Raw genomic sequence first — 25,230 nt, forward strand, 5'->3', positions numbered from 1 at the left:
GCGGCACGAGCCCGGACCGTGACGGGACTCGCCTAGCATCGACGCTTGTGCCAGCCGATACCGCTTCGCCCGGGAAAACCGATTCGTCCGACCCGACATCGCGCGTCCGCACAGCGCGGATCGTCGCGATCGTGTCGGGACTGCTCGGGTTCGTGCTGGCTCTGACCCTTCCGTTCCTGCCGGTCCGGCAGGAGACCGGCGAACTGCAATGGCCGCAGAACGGCAGCATCGACAGTGTCGAGGCGCCGCTCGTCACCTACGCCCCGCTCACGCTGCGGGTCAGCGTGCCGTGCGCGGCAGCAGCGCAGCTCGGTTCCGACGGCGGCACGCTCGTCTCGACCATCCCGTCCGGCTCCCCGGACGCCACGGCGGAGGGCCTGGTGATCCGCGCCGTACCCGGTGAGGACGGCGCCCCCGGCACCGTCGAGGCCGTCCTGCGCAACTCGGTGCTCGTCTCGGCGCCGCTCGACGAACCGTGCACGGCGGTGACGGTCGCATCGAACTCCGAACGCACCGCCGCCGAGATCGTGGGCGCGGACCCGCCGGTCGCGATCGAGCTCGAAGGCGACGAGCGGCCGCAGATGGTCGGTGTCTTCAGCGACCTCACCGGCCCTGCGGGCGCCTTCGAACCCGACGGTGACGACTCCACGGAACGGTTGTCGGTGCGCGCCGAGCTCGACTCGCGGTTCACCTCGACCCCCACGGTGCTCAAGCTCCTCGCGATGATCGTGTGCGCGCTGGCGACGCTGGTCTCGCTCGTCGCCCTGCATCGCCTGGACGGGATCGACGGGCGCCGCGCGCGCCGGTTCCTGCCGGCCCGCTGGTGGCGGTTCACCCTCGTGGACGCGGTGGTCGTGGGCACTCTGCTGCTCTGGCACATCCTCGGCGCGAACACCTCGGACGACGGCTACATCCTCAACATGGCGCGGGTGTCCGGCGACGCCGGATACATGGCCAACTACTTCCGCTGGTTCGGTGTGCCCGAGGCGCCGTTCGGCTGGTTCTACGACGTGCTCGTCGTGTTCGCGCAGGTCTCGACGTCGAGCGTGTGGATGCGCCTGCCCACGCTCATCGCGGCGATCCTGTGCTGGATGGTCATCAGCCGCGAGGTCATCCCCCGGCTCGGCGTCGCCGTCCGGCACAGCCGGGTGTCGCTGTGGACGGCCGGGCTGGTCTTCCTCGCCTTCTGGCTCCCCTACAACAACGGTCTGCGACCCGAGCCGATCATCGCAATGGGTGCACTGCTGACCTGGTGTTCGATCGAACGCGCCATCGCGACCGGTCGCATGCTGCCCGCCGCGATCGCGGTCCTCGTCGCGGCCTTCTCGCTCGCCGCCGGACCGACCGGTCTGATCGCGGTGGCCGCGCTCGTCGCCGGGCTGCGCCCGCTGGTGAAGGTGCTCATCGCGCGCCGGCATCTCGTCGGTGTCGTCGCGCCCCTCGCGCCGATCCTCGCGTCGGGCACCGTCGTGCTCATCGCGGTCTTCGCCGACCAGACACTCGCGTCGGTCCTCGAAGCGACCCGCGTGCGTTCGGCCGTGGGCCCGAACGTGCCGTGGTTCGACGAGCGGCTGCGCTGGGACGCGCTGCTCACCGTCTCCCCCGACGGTTCGCTGGCCCGCCGGTTCGGCGTGTTCGTGATGCTGTTGTGCCTGGTCGTGTGCGTCATGCTGATCCTGCGCAAGGGCCGCATCCCGGGCACCGCGATCGGACCGTCGCGCCGCATCCTCGGCATCGTCTTCGCGTCGTTGCTGCTCATGATGCTCACGCCGACGAAGTGGACGCACCACTTCGGTGTGTACGCGGGCCTGGCCGCGTCGGTGGCTGCGCTCGCCGCGATCGGGGTGGGCTCGGTCGGCATCCGATCGGCCCGCAACCGGGCGCTGTTCACCGCCGGGGTGTTGTTCGTCCTGGCGATGGCCTTCACCGGCTCGAACGGCTGGTGGTACGTCTCGAGCTACGGCATCCCGTGGTGGGACAAGCCGCCGTCGATCTCCGGTTACGCCTTCTCCACGGCGCTGCTCGGCCTGACGGTGCTCGCCCTGCTCCTCGCCGCGTGGTTCCACCTGCGCGAGCCGTTCACGACACCGCGGCCCGACCGCAACGGCAGGGTGCGGGCCCTGGCGTCGGCGCCGCTGACGCTGGTCGCGGCGGCGGTGGTGCTGTTCGAGGTGCTGTCGCTGCTCAAGGGCGCGGTCTCGCAGTACCCGGCGTATTCGATCGCCAAGTCGAACGCGGCGGCCCTGACCGGCAACTCCTGCGGTCTCGCCAACGAGGTGCTCGTCGAGTCCGACCCGAACGCGACGATGCTGCAGCCTCTCGACGGTGATCCGGGCGAGGCCCTGGGCGACGGCACGGCCGTCGGTTTCACCCCGAACGGCGTGGCGCTCGACCTCACCGCGGATGCGGAGACCACCACGACCGGTGGCGCCAACACCGTCGACAGCGAGGAGGGCGGCACCACCACCTCCACCAGCGCCGGCACCGAGGGCGGTCGCACCAGCGACGAAGGCATCAACGGCAGCACCGTGAAGCTCCCCTTCGGCCTCGACCCGCAGACCACGCCCGTCCTCGGCAGCTACCGCTCCGGCGCGCAGCAGTCGGCCGAGCTCGAATCCGGCTGGTACGCGCTGCCGGAGCGCACCGACGAGACACCGCTGCTGGTCGTGACCGCGGCGGGACGCGTCCGCTACGTGGACCCGGACGGCGTCATCACCCCCGGTCAGGACGTGCTGCTGGAGTTCGGTTCGTCGTCCGGGGACGACGTGACGCCGCTGGCCACGCTCGCCCCGATCGACATCGGCCCGTCGCCGTCCTGGCGCAACCTGCGCGTGCCGAGCGACGCGATCCCGGCCGACGCCGACGCCGTGCGGATCGTCGTCGACGACGGTGACCTCTCCCCCGATCAGTGGGTCGCGGTCACGCCGCCGCGGATGCCGCGCATGCAGACCCTGCAGGAGGTCGTCGGATCCGACGCCCCCGTCCTCATCGACTGGTCGGTGGGTCTCGCCTTCCCGTGCCAGCGACCGTTCGGGCACCGCAACGGTGTCGCCGAGGTCCCCGAATACCGCATCCTCCCGGACCGTGTCGGGGCCGACGCGACGAACGGCTGGCAGGACGACATCGGCGGTGGACCGCTCGGCTGGATCCCGCTTCTGCTGAACGCCGAGGCCGTCCCCACCTATCTGAACCACGACTGGGATCGCGACTGGGGATCGCTCGAGCAGTACCGTCCGATCGACCCGGATGCCTCCCCCGCGGAGGTCACCACCGACGTGACAACCCGCTCCGGCCTGTGGTCGCCGGGCCGCATCCGTGACGGGGTCCCCGTCCTGCTCGAGTAAGGGCGAGTGCCGTCACACCACGTCGCCGGATACCATCGACTCCCGTGCCCGACGACGTGACGACCTCACCCGCGCCCGCTCCGACCGCCCCACGGTCGATGGGCGAGGATCTTCGCACTCGGTACCGGACCGCGCGACTCGTCGCCGTCGTCGCCGGGTTGCTCGGCATGATCTTGGCGCTGGCCACACCGTTCCTCCCGGTCCGCGTGACCGAGGCGACGATGTCGTGGCCGCAGGACGCGGCGGCGACCGACGTCGAACTGCCGTTGATGTCGCAGGTCCCCCTCCAGTTCCGCGCCACCGTGCCGTGCAGCGCCGTCGCGGAGATGCCGGGTGACGGCGGGATGCTGCTCGCGACCGCCCCCACCAACGGGCAGGACGCCGCGCTCAACGCGATGTTCGTGCGGGTCGGCGCCGAGAACGTCGACGTGCTCGACCGCAACGTGGTGGTCGCGACCGCGCCGCGCGCCGACGTCGAGTCGGGTGCGTGCAGCGAACTGCAGATCTTCTCCGACTCCGAACGCACCACCGCCGAGTTCGTCGGCCTCTCGGACGAGAACGGCAACCCGCGGGCCGGTGAACTCACCGGCGACCTGCGACCGCTCGTCGTGGGCGTGTTCAGCGACCTGCCCAGCGCCGTCCCCGGCCTCGACGTCACCGTCGATGTCGACTCCCGGTTCACGTCGTCGCCGACACTGGTCAAGTCCCTCGCGATGATCCTGGCGGTGCTGTCGACGGCGCTCGCGCTCGGCGCGCTGGCCAAGCTCGACGGCACGGACGGTCGCGGTCACCGTCGCTTCCTGCCCGCCCGCTGGTGGAAGTTCACCGGCGTCGACGTCGTCGTGGTCCTCACGCTCGTCGGCTGGCACTTCTTCGGCGCGAACACCTCGGACGACGGCTACCTGCTGACCATGGCCCGGGTGTCGGAGAACTCCGGCTACATGGCCAACTATTTCCGCTGGTTCGGTGTCCCCGAAGCTCCCTTCGGCTGGTACTACGACGTGCTGGCGGCGTTCGCGAAGATCTCCACGGCCAGCCCGTGGATGCGCATTCCGGCACTGATCGCCGGAATCCTGTGCTGGATGGTCATCAGCCGTGAGGTGGTGCCGCGTCTCGGCCGGGCCGTGCGGCACAACCGCATCGCACTGTGGACCGGTGGACTGGTCTTCCTCGCCTTCTGGCTCCCCTACAACAACGGTCTGCGGCCCGAGCCGATCGTCGCCCTCGGTGCGCTGCTGACCTGGTGCTCGATCGAGCGTGCCATCGCGACCGGTCGTCTGCTGCCCGCCGCGACGGCGGTGTTCATCGGCGCGTTCACGCTCGCCGCAGCACCGACCGGCCTGATGTGTGTGGCTGCGCTCATCGCCGGTATCCGGCCGATGACGCGGATCATCGTGCGCCGCCACCGCGAGGTGGGCACTCTGCCGCTGCTCGCACCGATCGGTGCCGCCGGGTTGCTCGTGCTCGTCGTGGTGTTCTCCGACCAGACCCTCGCCGCGGTCCTCGAGGCGACTCGCGTGCGCACCATCATCGGACCCAACGAGGAGTGGTGGAACGACTTCCTCCGCTACTACTACCTGATGGTGCAGACCGTCGACGGGTCGCTGCCGCGCCGCTTCGCGTTCCTCACGATGCTGCTGTGCCTGTTCACGACGCTGTTCGTGCTGCTGCGCCGCCGCCGGATCCCCGGCGTCGCCGTGAGCCCGACCTGGCGTCTGCTCGGCATCGTCTTCGGCACGATCTTCTTCATGATGTTCAACCCCACGAAGTGGACCCACCACTTCGGGGCGTACGCGGGCATCGCCGGATCACTCGCGACGGTCACGGCCGTCGTGGTCTCCGCGAGCGCGTTGCGGTCGCGGCGCAACCGCACGATCTTCCTCGCCGGACTGCTGTTCGTCCTGGCGGTGTCGTTCGCCGGCATCAACGGCTGGTGGTACGTCTCGAGCTACGGCGTGCCGTGGTTCGACAAGACCGTCTCGCTGAGCGGCTACCAGTCCAGTTCGCTGTTCCTGATCCTGTTCGGTCTCGCGCTCGTGCTCGTCGCGTGGCAGTACCTCCGCGAGGGCTACGCACCGCCGCCGGAGTCGCCCGAGACGAAGAAGGGCCGGCGGATCCGCGCCCTCGCGGCTGCGCCGCTCACGGTCGTCGCCGCGGTGATGGTGCTGTTCGAGGTGCTGTCGCTGCTCAAGGGAGCGGTGTCGCAGTACCCGGCGTACTCGCTCGCCCGTTCCAACATCGGGGCGGTCGCCGGGCAGACCTGCGGTCTTGCGAACGACGTGCTCGTCGAGGCCGACCCCAACGAGGGACGTCTCGAACCGATCATCGATCCCGCCAACCCGCCGGCGAACGACGACCCGCTCGCCGGTGCGGCGCCGCGCGGTTTCACTCCCGACGGCGTGCCGTCCGACCTGACCGCCGACTACGTCGAGGTCAAACCGGGCCAGGGCAACACCGACAACCAGAGTGTCGGCCCGACCTTCGAGACCGGCGCGGGCGGCGGCACCACGGGTGGCTCCGGTGCGCAGACCGTCAACGGCAGCACCGTGCGCCTGCCCTTCGGGCTCGACCCGGCCGTCACCCCGGTGCTCGGCAGCTACCAGGAGGGTGTGCAGGAACCCGCCGCGCTCACGTCGAGCTGGTACGCCCTGCCCGAGATCACCGACGAGACGCCGCTGGTGATCATCTCCGCGGCCGGTCGTATCTGGTCGTACGACGACACCGGTGCACTGACCTACGGCCAGTCGCTGCTCGTCGAGTACGGCACCCGCCAGGCCGACGGCAGCGTCGAGGCGAAGGGCACCTACCTGCCGCGCGACATCGGCCCCGCGCCGTCGTGGCGGAACCTGCGTGTGCCGCTCGCCGACCTGCCCGACGACATCGACGCCGTCCGCATCGTCGCCAACGATCCCAATCTCACCGGCGACCAGTGGCTGGCGTTCACGCCGCCGCGCGTCCCGACCCTCGAGCGGCTCGACGCCCAGCTCGGTTCCGAGCAGCCGCTCCTGCTGGACTGGGCCGTGGGTCTGCAGTTCCCGTGCCAGCGGCCGTTCGACCACTGGGCCGGTGTCGCCGAGATGCCGAACTACCGGGTCCTCCCCGACCGTCCGCTCGCGGTGTCGTCGACCGACACCTGGCAGTCCGCCGACAACGGTGGCCCGCTCGGCTTCGCGGAGGTCCTGGCGCGACCCGAGCAGGTGCCCACCTACCTGGAGAACGACTGGGGTCGCGACTGGGGTTCGGTGGAGCGGTACGTGCGCTTCTACCCGAATGCGCAGCCGGCCGAACTGACCACCACCGAGGTGACGCGGTCGGGTCTGTGGAAGCCCGCGCCGATGCGCGTCTACGAGTGACGGGGGCCGGTCGGATCGTCGCCGTGGTGACCGCCCCGGGCTTCACCTACCTGCCCGGTGTCGGCAGCTGGACGGTTCCCTGATCCTCCGGCCGCGTCCGGGTCGGAGCGTCCCAGAATCGGGTTTCGGTTATCTAGAATGAGCGGGTGACCATCGAGAATTCAGCTGGGTCGACCCTGTCGCCCCGCGCCTCCGAGGCCGTGAAGCGAAGCCTGACGCCCCGACAGGAGGCTGCGAGCCGCGACGTCGACACCCTGATCCGGTGCGGACGCGAACTGCTCACCCGGGGCGAACCCGCGCGCGTCGCCGACATCGTGGCCGCCGCGGGACTCTCCAACGACGCCTTCTACCGCTACTTCAAGAGCAAGGGCGATTTCGTCGACGCCGTCGTCGAGGAGGGCGGACACCGACTCGTCCGGTACCTGCGTCACAAGATCGACCAGGCCGCCGACCCCGACGCCGCCCTGCGTGCCGGCATCGCGGCCGTCCTGAACCAGGCCGTCGATCCCGAGATCGCCGCCGCCACCCGCAACGTCGTGTCCTCCGCCGGCGGCCGCTCGCACGCACCGAAGGTGCGCGAGGATCTGGAGAAGGCGGTCGCGGAGGTACTCGCCGGTCCCATCGCCGACCTGGGATCGGCCGACCCGCAACGGGATTCGCTCACCACCTCGATCCTGCTCCTCGCGGTGATGGAGCATCTGCTGTGGCGGGACGCATCCACCTTCGACGCCGACGCAGAGGTCGAGCAGATCGTCGGATACGCGCGACGGGGCCTGCGCACGTCCTAGTGTGCACAGACCCCGTCGGCGAGGGTTCTCCGGCTGTTCTACAGCGGCAGCAGGTGATGCTTCCGCGGGTTCTTGAACACTTCCTTGTCGCGAAGGAGGGTCAGCGCCTTGCGGATCTCGAGGCGGGTCGTCGACGGCTCGATCACCGCGTCGACGTATCCGCGCTCGGCCGCGATGTACGGCGTCGCCACGTGCTCGTTGTAGAAGTTGATGAGCTGCTGGCGCACGGCGGGAGCGTTCTCGCCCGCGGCCTCGATCTGCCGGCGGCCGATCACCGCGACAGCCGATTCGGCACCCATCACGGCGATACGCGCGGTGGGCCACGCGAAGTTGATGTCGGCGCCGAGCTGCTTCGAACCCATCACGGCGTAACCGCCGCCGTATGCCTTGCGGACCACGACCGTCACCTTCGGGACGGATGCCTCGACGTACGAGAACAGGAAACGGCCGCCACGCTTGATGACGCCGATCTTCTCCTGCTCGACACCTGGCAGGAAGCCGGGGGTGTCGACGACGAACACGAGCGGGATGTCGTAGGCGTCGCACACGCGCACGAAGTGGGCCGCCTTGTCGGCAGCGGCCGCGTCGAGCGCACCCGACAGGTACAGCGGCTGGTTCGCCACGACACCGACGGCATGACCGTCGACGCGCGCGTAGCCGGTGATGATGTTCGGCGCGGTCTGCGAGCGGACCTCGAGGAACTCGCCGTCGTCGAAGATCTTCAGCAGGATGTCGTGCATGTCGTAGCCGGAGTTGTCGGCGTCGGGCATGAACGTGTCGAGTTCGAGATCGTCGGGCGTGATCTCCGGTTCGAGACCGGGATTGATGACCGGCGGCTTCTCCTGCGCGTTGGACGGCATGTAGCTCAGGTACTGCCGCACCCACTCGAAGGCGGCCTTCTCGTCGGGCGCCACGTGGTGCACGTTGCCGTACTCGGCCTGCTGGCGGGCACCGCCGAGCTCTTCGAGGCTCACGCTCTCACCGGTGACCGCCTTGATGACGTCCGGGCCGGTGACGAACATGTGCGAGCCCTCGGTGGCGACCACGACGTCGGTGTTGATCGGGGCGTAGACCGCACCACCGGCGCAGTTGCCGACGATCACGGAGATCTGCGGGCACAGACCCGACAGCGGCTCGTGGCGCTTGCCGATCTCGCCGTACCAGGCGAGCGAGGTGACGGCGTCCTGCACGCGGGCACCACCGGAGTCGTTGATGCCGACGACGGGGCAACCGATCTTGAGGGCGAAGTCGAGGACCGCGGCGACCTTGCGGCCGAACATCTCACCGACGCTGCCGCCGAAGACGGTCTGGTCGTGGGAGAACACCGCGACCGGGCGGCCGTCGACCGTGCCGTGCCCGACGACGACCGCGTCGCCGTACATCGCATCGTCGCGGCCGGGCGTCTTCATCAGTGCGCCGATCTCGACGAAGCTGCCCCTGTCGAGCAGCATGTCGATGCGCTCGCGAGCGCTCGGAATGCCCTTCTTCGCGCGCTTGGCGATCGCGAGTTCGCCCGCAGGCTCCTTCGCGATCTCCAGCTTCTCGCGCAGCTCGGCCAGCTTCTGTGCCGTGGTGCTCACTTCTTCGTTCAGCTCCTCGAGGCCTCGATGTCGGCCAGCTTGCGGGTCAGGTCTTCCCCCACCTTCGAGATGTACGGCTCGTCGACGATCTGCAGGTGATCGCCGCCGACGTGCACGACCTCGAGATCCGCGACGACCTCACCCCACCCACCGTCGGGCTGCCGGGTCCCGAAGGCCGGCTCGAGATCGATCGCGTCGTCGTGATACTTGTCGGCCATGTACAGCACGACCTTGCCGTCGTAGGGCAGCAGTTCCGCGGTCTGGATGGCGCGGTTGTCGAGCCACGACGTGCGCTGGTGCTCGATGATGCCGCCGGGGATCTGCGCCCCGCTCAACTCGAGCAGGCCCATCAGGATGCCGATCTGCTCCTCGTCGCTGCCGGCCTCGGCCAGCAGGTCGTAGGGCAGCGGCGCGTCGATCCCGTAGGTCTTCTTCGCGAACGCCGAGTAACGCTGCCAGCGCTTACGGATCTCGTCGGGCGTGTCCTCGACCTTCTCACCGGCCATGACGGTGTCGATGAGACCGACGAGACGCACGTCCTTGCCCCTCTTGCGGAGCAGACGGGCCACCGCGTAGGCCAGGACACCGCCGAGCGACCAGCCGCACAGCACGTACGGGCCGTCGCCCTGGATCTCCTCGATGAGCGGCAGGTACGCCTGGGCGCGGGTGTCGATCGGGCCCTCGGTGCGCTCGAAACCGAACACCGGGGTGTGCGCGGGCAGGCGGCGCAGCAGCGGCTCGTACGCGACCGTCGAACCACCCGCGGGGTGGAAGACGAAGACCGGCACGGCGTCCGATCCCTCGGCGCGGGGCCGCAGCGTGCGCACGAGTCCGTCGATGCGATCGGCGGATTCGAGATGCTGACGGACGGTCTCGGCGAGCTGCTCGACGGTCGAGGCGGCGAGCACGTCGTCGACGGTGATCTCGCCCTCGGCCCGCTCGGTCAGTCGTGCCGCGAGCTTCTCGGCGACGTCGCGCTCGAGCTTCGGCAGCGGGTTGAAGATGCCCTTGGCCGACTTGCCCGTGACCACGGCCCAGGAGGCGAAGGTCAGTCGTTCCGCGGCGTCGCGCGGCGGCACGTCGACTCCGCTCGATTCCTGCTCGGGTGCGGGCGTCTCGGGCGCGGTCTGTGCCTCTGCGTCTACCTCGGCCTCGGCCTCGGCGAGGATCTGCTCGGCCTCGCCCACCGCGGTGGTGTCCTCCATCGCGGGGAGCTCGTCCTGATCCGCCGCAGCGGCGGCGCGTTCGGCTGCCTTCTCGGCGGCCTGCTGCTCGGCGAGCTGCGCGACCTCCTCGCGGTTCTCCACGGCGTACCGCAGGTACTTCGCGACGTCGCGCAGGCTCGCGTCCTTGACCGCCGACAGCTGCAGCTGCGGGATGTCGAACTCGTACTCGACGCGGTTCTTGATGCGGACCGCCATGAGCGAGTCGAGGCCCAGCTCGATGAGCGGGATCTCGGCCGGTAGGTCCTCGGGTGCGTAGCCCATGGACTCGGCGACGATCAGCCTCAGGCGGTCGTCGAGGGTCTGCGATCCGTTCGGATCCCACTTGTCGCCGAACGACTCGACGACCTCGGGCAGTTCCTCGGCCTGCGCGGCCGGCTTCGCGGCCACCGCGACGGGCGCGGGCAGCGGCTCACCGGAGGTGACGACACCCTCGTGGACGAGCGTGAAACCGTCGCCGGTGTTCGCGTGCACCTGCAGCGACGCACCACCCGGATGCCGGGTGAGCGTCGTGGTGAGGGTGCCGGTCGCGGGGACCTCGGTGTGCGGGATGGACGCGGTGAGCGTGACATCCGACAGCACCTGCGAAGCCGCCGCGACGACCAGCTCGGCCGCGTCGGTGACGGCGGATGCCTGCACCTCCCACACGTAGCGGCCGTCGGGCAGTGCGACGCGGGCGCCGGGCGCGCGACCGTTGCCGGAGGTGCCGATGCTGGCGTCGACCCAGTACGGCTTGCGCAGGAAGGCGGTGCGCGGCAGGTCGGCGTAGTCGCCCTCCGGCAGCAGCGTCCTCAGGTCGACGGACTGCCCGTGCACGTACAGCTGCGCGAGCGCGGTCAGCACGCCGAGGGACTCGTCCTCCTTGCGCTTGAGCGTCTGGATGAACTGGCCGTCCTGCACACCGGCGTCGAAGGCCGTCGCCGCGACCGACATGAGCGTCGCGGGGTTGGCGTTGAGCTCGACGAAGGTGGTGTGCCCGTCGGACAGCGCCTGCCGGATCGCCTGCGTGAAGTACACGCTGTGGCGCATGCCCTTGGTCCAGTACTCCACGTCGTGGATGCCCTCGTGACCTGCGCGGTAGAGGGTCTCCTGGTCGACCGACGAGTACAGGTCGACCTTCAGGCGGTGCGGTTCGATGCCGGCGAGCTCGGCCGCGAGCTCGCCGAGGATCGGATCGACCTGCGAGGTGTGGCTTGCACCCTTGGTCTGCAGGACCCGGGCGAACTTCTCCTCGGCCTCGGCACGCGCGACGATCGCGTTGACCTGCTCCTGCGGGCCACCGATGACGGTGTGCGTCGGCGCCGCGTAGACGCAGACCTCGAGCTGCGGGAAGTCGGGCAGCACGTCGGTGATCTCGGCGGCGCTGTACTCGACGAGCGCCATGAGGCGGATGTCGTCGCCGGTCAGGCCCGATTCGGCCTCACCCATCAGACGCGAACGCGAGCAGATGACGCGCACGGCGTCCTCGAGCGAGAGTCCGCCCGAGATGTAGGCGCCGGCGGCCTCACCCATCGAGTGGCCGACGACCGCGGCGGGCTCGGCACCGTGGTGACGCAGCAGCGCGGCGAGACCGATCTGGATCGTGAAGATGCCGACCTGCGCCGTCTCGACGTCGTAGTCCTGCGCGTCGTCGAGGAACTTCTCCTTCATGGAGTAGCCCGACTCGTCGTAGATCAGCTCGTCGACCTCGTCGACGGCCGCCGCGAAGACCGGGTTCTCCAGGTACAGCTGCTTGGCCATCTTGCGGTGCTGGGCACCGAAGCCGGACAGCACCCACACCGCGCCCTTGGAAGCCGGAGCGTCGGCGGTGAACACGCCCTGCGCGGGCTTACCGGCAGCGACGGCACGCAGACCGGCGATGGCCTCGCCGTGGTTGCTCGCCACGACGATCGCCCGGGACCGGCCGTGGTTGCGACGGGAGAGCGTGCGGGCGACGTCGGCGAGCGGCGTCGTGCTGCCCTTCTCGGTCTCGAGCCAGTCGGCGAGATCGGCGGCGGCACGACGGCGACGCGACGGCATCGCAGCGGAGACGGCGAGCAGGACGGGCAGCTCGCGGGCCTGCTCGGTGGTCTCCGCGGCGGCGGGGATCTCCTCCGGCAGGACCTCGACCTCGGCCTCGGCCGCCTCCTGACCCTCCGGGCCGGTGTACTCGTGGACCACGACGTGCGCGTTGGTGCCACCGAAACCGAATCCGGACACGCCGGCGACGGCGCGACCGGTGTAGCGCGGCCACTTCGCACCCTCGGGGATGACCTTCAGGTGCGCGCTGTCGAACGGGATGTACGGGTTCGGCGCGGTGTAGTTGAGCGTCGGCGGAAGCTGATCGTTCTGCATCGCGAGAACGACCTTGATGAGACCGGCTGCACCGGCGGCGGACTCGAGATGACCGAAGTTGGTCTTGGCCGAACCGAGCAGGGCCGGCTTGTCGTCCTCGCGGCCACGACCGACGACGCGGCCGAGCGCGTCGGCCTCGATCGGGTCGCCGAGCACCGTGCCGGTGCCGTGCGCCTCGATGTAGTCGACGCCGGACGGCAGGATCTGCGCGTCGCGGTAGGCGCGGCGCAGCACGTCGACCTGCGCTTCGGGGTTGGGAGCGGCCAGACCGTTGGAGCGGCCGTCCTGGTTGACGGCCGAACCGGCGATCACCGCGAGGATGTTGTCGCCGTCGCGCTCGGCGTCCTCGAGACGCTTGAGCACGACGAGACCGCCGCCCTCGGCGCGGATCATGCCGTCGGCATCGGCGGAGAACGCCTTGATGCGCCCGTCGGGTGCCATGACGCCGAGTTCGTCGAAGCCGAGGGTGCCGGCCGGGGCGAGCAGCATGTTGACGCCACCGGCGAGAGCGACGTCGGCCTCACCGTTGCGCAGCGCGCGCACGGCCTGGTGCACAGCGACCAGCGACGACGAGCACGCCGTATCGAGCGTGACCGACGGGCCGTGGAAGTCGTAGAAGTACGACACGCGGTTGGCGATGACCGCGGTGGAGGTACCGGTGAGCGCGTAGGGATGCGCTGCGGACGGATCACCGACCGCGAGGAGCATGTAGTCGCTCGCCGAGCTGCCGATGAACACACCGACCGAGCCGCCCTTGAGGTCGCTCGGCGGGATGTGCGCGTGCTCGAGTGCTTCCCAGGTCAGCTCCAGCGCGAGACGCTGCTGCGGGTCGACCATCTCGACCTCGCGCGGCGACATCGCGAAGAACTCGGCGTCGAAGCCCTTGACGTCGTCGAGGTAGCCGCCCCTGGTGTTGGCGTTGCGGATCGACTCCCACACGGCGGGGTCGTTCTCGAACTCCGACCAGCGGCCCTCGGGCAGATCGGAGATGCCGTCGCGTCCGGACGCGAGCAGCTCCCACATCTGTTCGGGGGTGTCGACGTGGCCCGGGAAACGGGTGGACAGACCGACGATGGCGACGTCCTTCGAACCCGCCACGGCACCGACCGTGTACAGGGCGGAGTCGTCCTCGGCGGGTGCCTCGGGCTCACCTTCGATGATGCGCGTCGCGAGCGACGCGATCGTCGGGTGCTGGTAGGCGATCGTCGCGTTGAGGGTGACACCGAGGAGTTCCTCGATCTCACCCGCCATGGCGACGGCGTCCCGGGAGGACAGTCCGAACTCCTCCATCGGACGATCGTCCGAGATCTGGGAGACCGGCTGCCCGGTCGCGTCGGCGATCCAGTTGCGCAGCCATTCGCGCAGCTGCGCAACCGTCATTTCAGTGTCAGACATCAACCCACCACGCTACCCGGGAAAGAGGACATTCGTTCTTACACGCTGTCCGGGAAGGCCTGCTGCTGGTAACCACCGCGCAGCGTTCCCTCGACATATGCGGTCTTGCACGCCCGACGCGCGATCTTTCCGCTGGACGTACGGGGGATGGAACCGGCCGGCACGAGCAGCACGTCGCGGGCGGTGACACCGTGCCGGGACGAGATCGCGGCACGCACCGCGTCGGCGATCGGCTGCGGATCGGCCTTACCGGCGCCGGGAGCGCGCTCGGCGACGATCACGAGCTGCTCCGACGAATCGTCGGCATCGAACTGCAGGCCGGAGGCGTCGTTGTCGAACACCTCGCGCGGCAGCTGGTTGGCCGGCACCGCGAAGGCCGCGACGAAGCCGGGGCGCAGCGCGGAGCTGGCTTCCTGCGCCGAGAACTCGAGGTCCTGCGGGTAGTGGTTGCGGCCGTCGACGATCACGAGGTCCTTGACGCGACCGGTGATGTAGAGCTCACCGTCGATGTAGACGCCGTAGTCGCCGGTGCGCAGCCACTTGCTGTCGTCCGGGGTGCCCTCGGCGTGGCTGCCCTCGGCCAGGCGCTTGGTGATGCGGTTGTGGAAGGTGTTGTCGGTCTCTTCCTTGCGACCCCAGTAGCCGATGCCCATGTTCTCGCCGTGCAGCCAGATCTCGCCGACCTGCTCGTCGGGCATCTCGGTGCCGGTCTCGGCGTCGACGATCGCGGCCCACTGGCTGCGCGCGACGTAACCACAGGAGACCTGCGGGATGGCGTTCTCGGCGTCGGGCTCGACGCGCACGACCCGGCCCGCGTTGAGGGCGGTGCGGTCGACGTAGATGACCTTCGCCTCGTCGCTGTGACGGGTGGAGGAGACGAACAGGGTGGCCTCGGCCATGCCGTAGGACGGCTTGATCGCCGTGCGGGGCAGACCGTAGGGGCCGAACGCCTCGTTGAACTTGCGCATCGACGCCGTGGTGACCGGCTCGCTGCCGTTGATCAGGCCGATGACGTTGCTCAGGTCGAGTTCTTCGCCGGGCTTCGGGACGGCGCGTGCCGCAGCGTGCTCGAACGCGAAGTTCGGGGCGGCGGCGAAGGTGCCGGCACCGTCGGAGACAGCGGCGAGCTCGCGGATCCAGCGGCTCGGCCGGGCCACGAAGGCGCGCGGGCTCATGATGGTGATGTACTTGCCGCCGACCGCGGGCAGGATCACCGTGAGCAGGCCCATGTCGTGGAACAGCGGCAGCCAGGTCACGCCGCGCGACGACTCGTTGAGCTCGATCGAGTCGGCCATCTGGATGACATTGGTGAGCACCGAGCGGTGGGTAATCTCGACGCCGGCGGGAACGCGGGTCGAGCCAGAGGTGTACTGCAGGTACGCGATGTCGTCGGTGCCGATGGGCGGCCGGTTCCAGGACTCGGCGACCGAGTCGGGGATGGCGTCGACGGCGATCACGCGGGGACGCTGCGCAGCGGGGAGCGGGCGGAAGAACTGCCGCACGCCGGCCGCGGACGAGGTGGCGGTGAGGATCGCGCTGGGGGTGCAGTCGCCGAGAACGGCGTGCAGGCGATCGGTGTGGCCGGGTTCGTCGGGATCGAACAGCGGCACGGCGATGGTGCCGGCGTAGATCGCGGCGAAGAAGGACACGACGTAGTCGAGGCCCTGCGGAGCGAGGATCGCGACGCGGTCGCCGGGAGCGGTGACCTGCTGCAGGCGCGCGGCGATGGCCTTGATGCGCACGCCGAACTGATCCCAGGTCAGCTCGTGCACCTCGCCGTCGCGTTCCCGCGAGTAGTCGATGTACCGGTAGGCGAGGTCGTCACCGTTTGAAGCGAAGTTCCCCTCGAGGTGATCGAGCAGGGTCTGCCCTTCCGGCAGCCTGATCCGCCCGTTCTCATCGATGAACTCTTCGAACCCGACGCTCAATTCCTTCTCCCTGTCGAAGCGATCCCACAACCACTCGACATGGTTGCGCCACTAACTTTTCCTCCGCGCCGGCGGATCGTCGTACCGATACCGCCCCCCACGGCTTCCGGCGGTCCGTTCCTCGAACGTGTCCATCGACCCCAGATCACGAATATGTTACAGATCGGCATCACGCGCACCCTCGCAAAGTGCGGACGCCGGGAGGAACGCTTCCCCTTGCACACGGGAAACACAAAGATACGACATGGTCGTCTTCACACACACATTCCGTGCCCGCCGAAGGGGAACAGCACACGATCCGATTGTGTGCGACGGTTTTTCGACGCCGGCACCAGCCGGCGACGCGACCCGCCGCCCTCTGCTGCCCAGGATCGGCGCCCCGGAACGTACGCCCGACCGACGCGAGAGCTCGTGACAAGGATCATTCCCGGTCGCGGGCCGTCGCTACGCCCCCGGAGGGGGCCGGCCGTTCGCCGTGCCGTCGCTGGCACCATGAACCTCTTCTCCTGTGGCAGTCGTCGTGCGCCACGATCCCGGACGGCCGGGCACGCAGCCGAGGGATGAGTCTAAAGGCAGCCCGTCTTTCGAGTGTACCGGGTGGTGAGATCGGACACTACCCGCGAGTAATATGTGGGAGGGTTCACTCGAGCCCGAACCCTCCCTGCGTGCGGCGACAACCGCACCTCACTCTTCTGCGGGTTCCGGTGCGGCGTCGATCTTCTCCGCCGCCCAGTTCGCGATCCACTGCGTCGCGGTGGTGCCGTTCTCGTCCACGACGTAGGTGTTGTACATCGCGTGGATCGGGTTGTTGACGTACTCGAGCAGGCGCGGAGCGGCCGACATCCAGTTGGCGGGATTCAGCGCGTTCGGCGGTGCGTCGCAGATGCTGTCGGTGGGCGCGCAGATCTGGATGGTGCGGTCGTCGAGTTCCCCGAAGCCGCCGGCACGCGCGCCGGTCATCGTGATACCCGGCAGTCGCAGTCCGTCGAGCGACAGTTCGGCACCCACTCCGGCGACGGGGGCACCGATGTCGGTGCCCGAGACCCCGTCGCGGCGCCCGTCGGCGATGAGCGCGACACCGAGCACCCGGTCGGCGGGCACCGGGCCGTTACCGGCACCGATCTGCGCGGCGACGTCGCCCACGATCACGGCGCCCTGCGAGAAACCGGTGAGCACATAGGTGGTCAGCGGGCACTCGGCCGAGCGGCGCGCGAGGATGTCGGTGGTGGCCGCGAATCCCTCACTGCGGCTGTTGTTGTAGGACTGCTGGCCGTCCGGCGGGATCGCGATGGGGTTCGAGAACTGCGCGACGTACGGCACCGTGTAGACGTCGGCGCGCTGGGCGTCGAAACGCTCCTGCAGCGGCCGGGTCACGTTGAGCATGAGCGAGTACGGGTTCGCGGCCGGAGCGTACGGATCGTCGCCCACCGCGGACTCCCAGGTGCCCGGCACCGCGACGACCTGCACGTCGGGGCACGAGGCCGGCTGCGACTGCGGCTCCTCGGGCCCCGGCGGGGTGGGAATCGGCGACGGGATGTCGAGCCGCCCCGCGAGCATGTACCAGAGCACCAGCACGATCGCCAGGACGAGCAGCGCCCCCACGACCACGATCCTGCGTCCGCGACGCTGCTTCGTCCTGACCATTCGTGCTGTCCCCGCGTTTCCTAGTTGCAGTACGTCTCGCCGGCGACGGCGATGTATGTGTCGGCCGTCGAGGAGGCCTGCTCCTCCGACAACTCGACACCACCGGCTGCAGCATCACTACCCACGAGCGCGGTCACGAACACCTTGATCTCCTCCGGAGACCCGCCCTGCGCCTGGGCGCTGCAGATGTAGTCGGCGATGTTCACCGCGCCGGTCTCGTCGCTGGGCTCGACACCCTCGGCGCGGAGACCGTCGAGGAAGGCCTGGGCGCCGGGCGTGGGAGCGGGTGCCGCACCCGTGCCGGCTCCCGTGTCCTCACCGGCGTCGGGCGAGGACGGAGCCGGGGACGCGTCGCTCGTCTCGGCCTCGTCCGTGCTCTCCGCCCCGGCGGCGCCGGTGGACGTCTCTGCCGCGGAGGTCGATGCCGACGTCGAGGTCTCCGTGGCGGCAGACGTCGTCGGCGTGTTCGTCGCGGTGGAGTCGTCGCTTCCGCACGCGGAGAGAACTGCCGTGGCGGTCAGTGCCGCGGCGAGGGCGCCGAGGACTCGGGTCGAGCGCGAGCGGGTCCGTGAAGGCATGTGGTGGGGTCCTCACATCCGGGATGTCGGTCGAACTTGGTCAGATGCGCCCCAGGCTACAGAGCGGCCCGTGCGGCCGGTAGAAGCGTCCCGCCTCCCCCAGTTGCACGGGCCGACCCGCTTCGCGATCGGCGGCCGCACGGGCCGCCCCGCTGTCGTCCGTTTACGGCTGCAGCTTCACCTCGTCGCCGTCGAGGGTGATGAAGCCGTTCTGGAAGTTCTGCTGCACGCCCTTGCCGTCCACGGCCGGGAACTCGTCGCTGATCGGCAGACCCAGACGTCCTTCGGCACCCTTCTCGGCGAGCCACGCCTCGAGAATCTTGCCGCGGACCGGCCAGGCGCCGGTGAGCGGGCTCCAGTAGATGTTGCCGTGCTGGAACTCGTTGAAGCGACCGTCGCGCCCTGCGGGCTGCTCGCTGCTCGTCGGGTAGCCCAGGATGCCCGTCTCGTAGCCGAGCTGGGAGTACTTGTCGAGGATCATGCCCTGCACGCCGTGGGCGCCGGTGTCCTCGCTCGAGTACATGGCACCGATCTCGAAGCCCTGAACCGCGCCGCGACCGTCGGGGGTCGCCGCCTCGTCGAGGATCGGGTAACCGAGGGGGCCGCCCTCCCAGCCCTGGTTCTTCCATTCCTCGAAGATCTTGCCGCGGACCGCGTGGGCGCCGTGTTCGGGCGTCCAGTAGATCGCGCCGTTCCGGAAGTGGTTGAACCGTCCGCGTCCGTCGGGAGCGACGCGTTCCTCGGTGGTCGGGTAGCCGAGCTGTCCGGCCGGACCGCCGACGCCCTGGTAGGCGCCGCCGATCGCACCCGCGACCGGCACCGTCGTGCCCTCGGACGAGAAGACGCGGCCGAAGCGGAAGTCCTGCACCTTGCCACCGGCGACGTCGTATTCACCGGTGAGGCAGTCGCCGAGCCAGCCGTTCGCGTTCGCCACGTCGCCGAAGGCACCGGTGGCCTGGCACTCGGGCTTGTCGACCCCGACCCCGAGGGTGTTGGCGAGCTGCGGCCACAGCTGGTGCAGTTCGAACTCCCAGTACTTCCACGTGTGGGTGCCCGACGGCCGGTACACGATCTGGGCCGGGATGCCCTGCTTCTTGAGCTTCGTCGCGAACGCCTGCGAGGTGAGGCGCGAGAGGATCTCGAGGCCCATACCGGCGTAATTGGTGCTGACACCGGGGATGCCCGACGGATCGTCGTACGGGCCGGTGGTGCCGCTGCCGCTCGAGACGTACAGGCTCACACCCTTGAGCTTGTCGGCGAGCAGATAGGGATCGTGCGACTCCCAGCCGTCGGAGCCGGGCGCACCCCACATCGCCTCGGAGTCGAAACCGCCGGCGTCCTGCATCGCGTAGTGGATGGCCTCGGGCATGCCGAGGGTGGTCGTGGTGAGGATGCCGGACAGCGATGCCGCGAACTGCGCGAAGCCCGGGTTGCGGGCGGGCAGGAACATCGCGGCGGTACCGCCCATCGACAGGCCGACGACGCCACGCTTGTCGGTGGTGCGCCAATCGCGTTCGAGGAGCGGGGGAAGTTCCTTCGTCAGGAAGGTCTCCCACTTGTAGTTCTGTCCGTTGTTCTGGTCGATCCAGTCGGAGTAGAAGCTCGACTGGCCGCCCACCGGCAGCACGACGTTGACGTTCTTGTCGGCGAAGAACGCTTCCGCGTCGGTCTCGAGCGTCCACCCGTTCTCGTCGTCGCGCGCACGCATGCCGTCGAGCATGAACACCGACGGGAACTTCGCGTCGGGCTTGCTGTTCCAGTCGCGCGCGAGCAGCAGCTGCACCTGGATCGGCGTCCCCATCGACGGCGAGTCGATCCACAGGGCGACGCGACGATCGGTGAGCCAGTCGACGGAACGGACGGTGGCGCCGGCGGTGCTCGTCGGGCCGGACTGGGCGATGAGCGGATCGGCGGTGGCCACCGAGACGGTGGTCAGACCTGCGGCGACGGGCGCGACGAGGGCTGCGGCGATCAGTGCGAGCGCACGGGATCTCCCGCTCCGCGCACCCGCAACGCGAGCCGCTCTCCTGCTCGGCCCCGTCCGTCGCTCACCGTGCTCGAGCTCAGTTCGCATCTGCATCGCTCACTTTCTGCGTTGCCGGATTTCCTGCCGAAGTGCGGCTTCGGGTGGACCGCGACGGCGGCAGTGGCAGGGCGCCCCGGCTGGATGTGCCGACTCGGGATACCGGAGTCCCGGATGTTGTTTCTACACCGGCGGCACCCGGAATCGCGGGTGCCGCGCTGTGACAGGTGAGAAAATTGTTGCAGAAAGTTACGACGCCGCCCACTCACCTGATGGTGAGCGGGCGGCGTCGTCGCTAGCAGTGCGTACCGGGGATCAGAACCCGTTCAGCGCCTCGAGGATCTGCGGGCGTGCCTTCCAGAGCTGATCCTCCCAGTACTTCCAGGCGTGCGTGCCGCGCGCCGGGAAGTCGAAGGTGGCCGGGATGCCGAGCGTGGCCAGCTTGATCTGGAACGCGCGGGTCTGGGCGAGGGACAGCGCCTCGAGGGCCATGCCGTTGGCCGTGTTGTAGTAGCCGACGAAGCCCTGCGGGTTGTCGTGCTCACCGGGCAGACCGCTGGCGGCCGAGATGTACAGCGACAGACCCTCGAGCTTCGGAGCGAAGACGAACGGGTCGTTGCGCAGCCAGGCCGGGCTCCACGGCGGGCCCCACATCGAGTCGACGTTGAAGCGGCCGGCGTCGAGCATCGCCACGCGGATGGCCTCACGCATGCCGGGAGCCGACAGGTTGAGGTAGCCGGACAACGACGACGCGAACTTGAACTGGTCGCGGTGGTAGGCGGCCAGGGTCAGGGCGGCGGAACCGCCCATCGACAGGCCGAGAATGCCGTTGTTGTTGCGCGACACGCCACGGGTGGCGAGATAGTCGGGCAGCTGCTCCGTCAGGAACGTCTCCCACTTGTAGGTGATGTCCTGGCCGTTCAGGTTGGACGGCGCGTACCAGTCGGTGTAGAAGCTCGACTGTCCGCCGACCGGCATGATCAGGCTGACGTTGTCGTTCGCGAACTGCTGCAGGGCGTTCGTCTCGAACGTCCAGGCGTTCGCGTCGTCCCGAGCGCGCAGGCCGTCGAGCATGTAGAGCGCCGCGTCGCCACCGCGCGCAGCCCACTGGATCTGAACCTTGATCGGGCCCATGTCGGACTCGACGAAGACCTCTTCGAAGCCCCCTGCAGGCGCGCGGTGCGAGACCGGCGCTCCCTGCGCCGGCGCGGCGACGGCGGCGGTGGTTCCGACGAGGCCGGCAGCCACGGGGAGGACCAGAGCTGCGGCGGCGGTGCCGAGCAGTCGCCGTCGAAGGCCCTGCCTCAACCTCGGGACAAAACGCATGAACAATGCTCTCTTTCTCGTCTGCGGCGTCCGCGTTCGCGTCCCCCGGATTCCGGCGATGACGACCGCGGAAGGCCGCCCCAAGTCACACTGCGGTCAAAACTGTAAAGGACCGCGTGATCTCTGACAAACCCTGGTTTCAACAGCTCTTGGGCACCTCTTGACCTATAGGTCAAGCACGCGCTGCCGGAATGTTACCTATCCGTGATGCGTCGTGATCCTATCGAGACAGTCGAAAGGGGCCAAGTTGATCTCGGTGTCCGGCCGTCACCCCCGCGGCGGTGGCATCGGCAGGTCACAGCGCTGGATCTCGTACTTCGGCACCCGTTCGATCCGGTACGAGGCGTAGTCGAACGCGTTGCGCAGGTTCCTCTTGAACAGTGCCCACGTGAGTTCGGCGCTCGAGGAATCGATCATCTCCCGGGTCTCGGGACAGGTCAGCGCGGTCTTCGCCATCGCGACCCAGTCCTCGTCGAGATAGCCCGGCATCCACGGATGCACGTCGACCATGCCCGAATCGGCGACCACCCAGTCGGGGAACAGGATCTTGTCATGGCCGATCCGGCCGTCCTCGAGACGCTCGGTGTGCGCGGCGAGCGGGTAGGCCAGGCCCATCTGGTCGACGACCCGCACGTCCAGACCGGTGTTCATGCTGGTCATGCCCAGGTTCAGGAAGAACACCGTATGTCCGGCACCACCCGGTGGGATGGGCTCGGGCGGCGGCACGACATCCCACGCGTCGAAGGAGGGAGTCGGCAGCAACAACCCGCCGTTCGGGGTGTTCGCGATGGCCTCGACCATGGCCCGCATGCGCGGGTAGTCGAGATAGTCCTCGGCCCGGATGGGATGCAGATGCCCGGTGTTGAGGGCGTAGAAGGCGCGCTCGTCGACGATGCCGGAGCGGCCCACCACAGCGCCTTCGGTCATGCCGGTCGTGTTGGCCGCAGCGGCCGTCCACACGACGGTGCCCAGCCACAGCACGGCCAGCGCACCCGCGACCTGCGTCGGCCGGTTGTTGCCGATCTCTGCCCGGTCCGGGACCCGCAGTGGGACGACGGCAACGGGCAGGAGCAGGCAGAACAGCGGCGGCAGGAGGACGCGGCCGTGCATGAAGTCGCCGCCCACACGCAGCGAGTACAACGCGAGCAGCACGCCCGAGCCGAGGAACAGCACGACGACGGCGGTCGGCGTGCGCAACAGGTTCTGCGCCCAGGTCAGGGTGGCCCGCACGTCGCGCGGATCGGGACGTGCCGCCGCGGCGGTGAGGCCCGCGGCGTCACGGCTGGTCGCGAGGACGAGCGCGGCGAGGATTGTGAGGAACAACAGCGGCAGCCACAGCAGATACGGCGAGACCAGGTTGCCGAGATATTCGAGGCCCTGCGACCACTTGGCACCACCGGCGTCCTTGGCGACCGCGGTGTTGGGATAGGGCAGTCCGTAGTAGCCCATGCGCCAGATCTGGTAGCCGACCGGGATCGCTCCGGCGACCGCGACCATCGCGATGCGAATGCGCAGGTCCAGGCCGGGCGCGAGGAACAGCATCGCGAGCGCGAGCACCGCGACCAGCGCGAGTTCGGGTCGCACGAGCGGGCCGAGTCCGGCGACGAACGCCGTGGCGAGGATCTGCCCCGTACCCGGAAGCGATCCGTCCCCTCCCGGCGTGGGGGTCGCCCACCGTGCCATGAGCAGCCACAGCAGACCGAGCCAGCAGATCACCAGGCAGGACTCGAGGCCCGAGGTGGCGAAATCGCGGGCGGGGGGCACCGCGATGTAGACGAGGACACCGGCGGGCAGGAGCAGCACGGTCCCCGTGGTGGCGCGCAGTCGCCACCGGTACAGGCGTGCGGCACCGAACATGGCGAGGACGATCGCGCCCGTCGACAACACGAGCGCGATCGTGAGCACCACGTATTCGAGGCGGAGGCCGGTGAGCCATCCACCCGCGTAGACGATGTACGTCCAGGCGGTGGAGGTGTTGGCCTCCACGCGCTCCCCCGCGTTGAACACCGGCCCGTTGCCGGCGAGGAGATTGCGCACGGTCCGCAGGACGATGAGGCCGTCGTCGGCGATCCAGCGCCGCTCCCACGCTCCCCAGAACATCAGGAACGCGGAGACGACCACACCGGCGGCGAACACGCCGCGGGCGAGGCGGTCACGCCGAACGGGCCGGACCGTACTGGACGGTCCGGCCTCGGTGTCGTGGACGCCGAGCACGACGTCAGAAGAGGTAGACAGCACCGCCGACCACCAGGATCCACACCACTGCGAGCAACTGCAGCACCCGGTCCTTCAGGGCGATCTCCTCGGGTTCGCCGGCTTCACCGCCGTCGACGTCGACCGCGTAGCGCAGGATGGCGACGACGAACGGGATCATCGAGATCGCGTACCAGTTGGAGCCGGCCACGTTGTCCTGCTCGAACGCCCACAGGCCGTAGCAGAGCACGACCGCCGTCGCCGCGACCGTCCACACGAACCGCAGGTAGGTCTCGGTGTAGTACTCGAGCGACTTGCGGATCTTCGCGCCGGTGCGGGTCGCGAGGCGCAGTTCGGCGTATCGCTTGCCGGCCGCCATGAACAGCGACCCGAACGCCATGATCAGCAGGAACCACTGCGACAGCGGGATCTCGGCGGCCACACCACCGGCGATGGCACGGATCAGGAAGCCCGACGACACGATGCAGATGTCGAGCACGGCCTGGTGCTTGAGCCCGAAGCAGTACGCGAGCTGGATGCCGATGTACACGGCCATGACGACGGCGAGCTGCCAGTTCGCGACGAACGACAGCGCGATCGAGCCGACGAGCAGCACCGCCGCGAGGATGTACGCGAGTCGCACCGGGAGCACGCCGGCCGCGATGGGCCGGAACCGCTTGGTGGGGTGTGCACGGTCGGCCTCGACGTCCATCGCGTCGTTGACGAGGTAGATGCCGGAGGCGGCCATGCAGAAGACGACGAAGGCGAGCGCGACGGGCAGCAGCACGTCGACCTGGGTGACCGAGCCGGCCGCCATCGGGGCCGCGAGCACCAGGACGTTCTTCACCCACTGTCGGGGACGGACCGCCTTGACGATCCCGGCGCCCAGGCTCTTGGGCGCCTCCTTGACGGGCGCCGGTTCCTCGCTCATCGATCTCCCCACTTCGTCTCTGCCCGCGCCACGACGGCCGCGGACGCCGCACCGAGTGCCGCACCCGCCAGTACATCCGTCGGATAGTGCACGCCCAGCACCAGGCGGGACAGCATCATGGGCGGCACGAGCACCGCGGGAAAGGGTAGCCCGGTGGTGCGGGCGAGCAGCACGGCCGCCGCAGTCGTGGACGTCACATGCGACGACGGGAAGCTCAACCGGCTCGGCGTGGACACGTTGACCTGCACCGTCGGGTCCACCGGCCGCGGCCGGCGCACGACCCGCTTGATCACGACGGACGCCGCGTGGGCACCGAACGCACCGACCGCCACGCTCGCCCACTTGCGGCGACGGGGGCGGTCGACGAGGGCGCCGGCGGCGCCGATCGCGATCCAGCCGAGTGCGTGCTCACCGAAGTGCGACATGCCGCGGGCGATCTTCGTCGCGGCGGGCACGGCACCGGCGGTGGCCTGGACGGTCTGCAGGATCCGGACCTCGGTGTCGGTGCTCCTCCAGTGACGTGCGGCCGCACCGTCCGCGGCTGCACCGTCCACAGCCGCACCGTCTGCGGTCGTGGCCGCAGCGCTGCT

Annotated in this window: 13 protein-coding genes; 3 read left to right on the forward strand and 10 right to left on the reverse strand. The window is 69.3% G+C overall.

Features of this window, described 5'->3' with window-relative positions; all coding sequences use genetic code 11:
• Positions 1-47: 47 nt before the first annotated feature.
• From ACPCXD_RS10850 to ACPCXD_RS10860, 3 genes are all read left to right on the forward strand, one after another.
• Positions 48-3,344: an arabinosyltransferase domain-containing protein gene (locus ACPCXD_RS10850; RefSeq protein WP_423659524.1), complete on the forward strand. Its 3,297-nt coding sequence runs from the start codon at positions 48-50 to the stop codon at positions 3,342-3,344.
• Between the two features lie 44 nt (positions 3,345-3,388).
• The gene (locus ACPCXD_RS10855; protein WP_423659526.1) at positions 3,389-6,697 is read left to right on the forward strand and encodes an arabinosyltransferase domain-containing protein; all 3,309 of its coding nucleotides are present in this window, start codon (positions 3,389-3,391) and stop codon (positions 6,695-6,697) included.
• Between the two features lie 146 nt (positions 6,698-6,843).
• Positions 6,844-7,485 (forward strand): TetR/AcrR family transcriptional regulator, encoded by a 642-nt coding sequence (locus ACPCXD_RS10860; RefSeq protein ID WP_423659528.1) that lies wholly within the window; start codon positions 6,844-6,846, stop codon positions 7,483-7,485.
• Between the two features lie 38 nt (positions 7,486-7,523).
• Here ACPCXD_RS10860 and ACPCXD_RS10865 read toward each other — a convergent pair whose 3' ends face one another.
• The 10 genes from ACPCXD_RS10865 to ACPCXD_RS10910 form a co-directional block, all read right to left on the reverse strand.
• Positions 7,524-9,065, reverse strand: coding sequence for an acyl-CoA carboxylase subunit beta (locus ACPCXD_RS10865; protein ID WP_016692631.1), 1,542 nt, complete (start codon positions 9,063-9,065; stop codon positions 7,524-7,526).
• Between the two features lie 8 nt (positions 9,066-9,073).
• Positions 9,074-14,002, reverse strand: coding sequence for a polyketide synthase Pks13 (pks13, locus tag ACPCXD_RS10870; RefSeq protein WP_230824241.1), 4,929 nt, complete (start codon positions 14,000-14,002; stop codon positions 9,074-9,076).
• Between the two features lie 53 nt (positions 14,003-14,055).
• Entirely contained in the window at positions 14,056-15,945 is a 1,890-nt protein-coding gene (gene fadD32, locus ACPCXD_RS10875; RefSeq protein ID WP_088896971.1) for a long-chain-fatty-acid--AMP ligase FadD32, read from the reverse strand.
• A 684-nt stretch (positions 15,946-16,629) separates the two neighbouring features.
• A complete protein-coding gene (locus ACPCXD_RS10880; RefSeq protein ID WP_016692628.1) occupies positions 16,630-17,589 on the reverse strand; it encodes a cutinase family protein in 960 nt (319 codons plus the stop codon).
• Positions 17,590-17,609: 20 nt separating this feature from the next.
• Entirely contained in the window at positions 17,610-18,167 is a 558-nt protein-coding gene (locus ACPCXD_RS10885; protein ID WP_145691278.1) for a DUF732 domain-containing protein, read from the reverse strand.
• A gap of 163 nt (positions 18,168-18,330) precedes the next feature.
• Positions 18,331-20,247 carry an alpha/beta hydrolase-fold protein gene (locus ACPCXD_RS10890; protein ID WP_423659532.1) on the reverse strand — a complete coding sequence of 639 codons (1,917 nt, stop codon included), beginning with the start codon at positions 20,245-20,247 and terminating at the stop codon, positions 18,331-18,333.
• A gap of 258 nt (positions 20,248-20,505) precedes the next feature.
• Positions 20,506-21,516 (reverse strand): alpha/beta hydrolase, encoded by a 1,011-nt coding sequence (locus tag ACPCXD_RS10895; RefSeq protein WP_088896824.1) that lies wholly within the window; start codon positions 21,514-21,516, stop codon positions 20,506-20,508.
• 267 nt (positions 21,517-21,783) lie between these two features.
• Positions 21,784-23,730 (reverse strand): arabinofuranosyltransferase AftB family protein, encoded by a 1,947-nt coding sequence (locus ACPCXD_RS10900; protein WP_423659534.1) that lies wholly within the window; start codon positions 23,728-23,730, stop codon positions 21,784-21,786.
• Positions 23,731-23,734: 4 nt separating this feature from the next.
• Positions 23,735-24,640, reverse strand: a complete 906-nt coding sequence (locus ACPCXD_RS10905) for a decaprenyl-phosphate phosphoribosyltransferase (protein ID WP_016692623.1) — start codon at positions 24,638-24,640, stop codon at positions 23,735-23,737.
• Positions 24,637-25,194, reverse strand: a complete 558-nt coding sequence (locus ACPCXD_RS10910) for a phosphatase PAP2 family protein (RefSeq protein WP_160877642.1) — start codon at positions 25,192-25,194, stop codon at positions 24,637-24,639. The genes ACPCXD_RS10905 and ACPCXD_RS10910 overlap by 4 nt, the downstream gene beginning before the upstream one ends.
• Between the last annotated feature and the right edge of the window lie 36 nt (positions 25,195-25,230).

It is taken from the genome of Rhodococcus sp. AB351 (genome assembly GCF_049538275.1).
Classification (GTDB): domain Bacteria; phylum Actinomycetota; class Actinomycetes; order Mycobacteriales; family Mycobacteriaceae; genus Rhodococcus.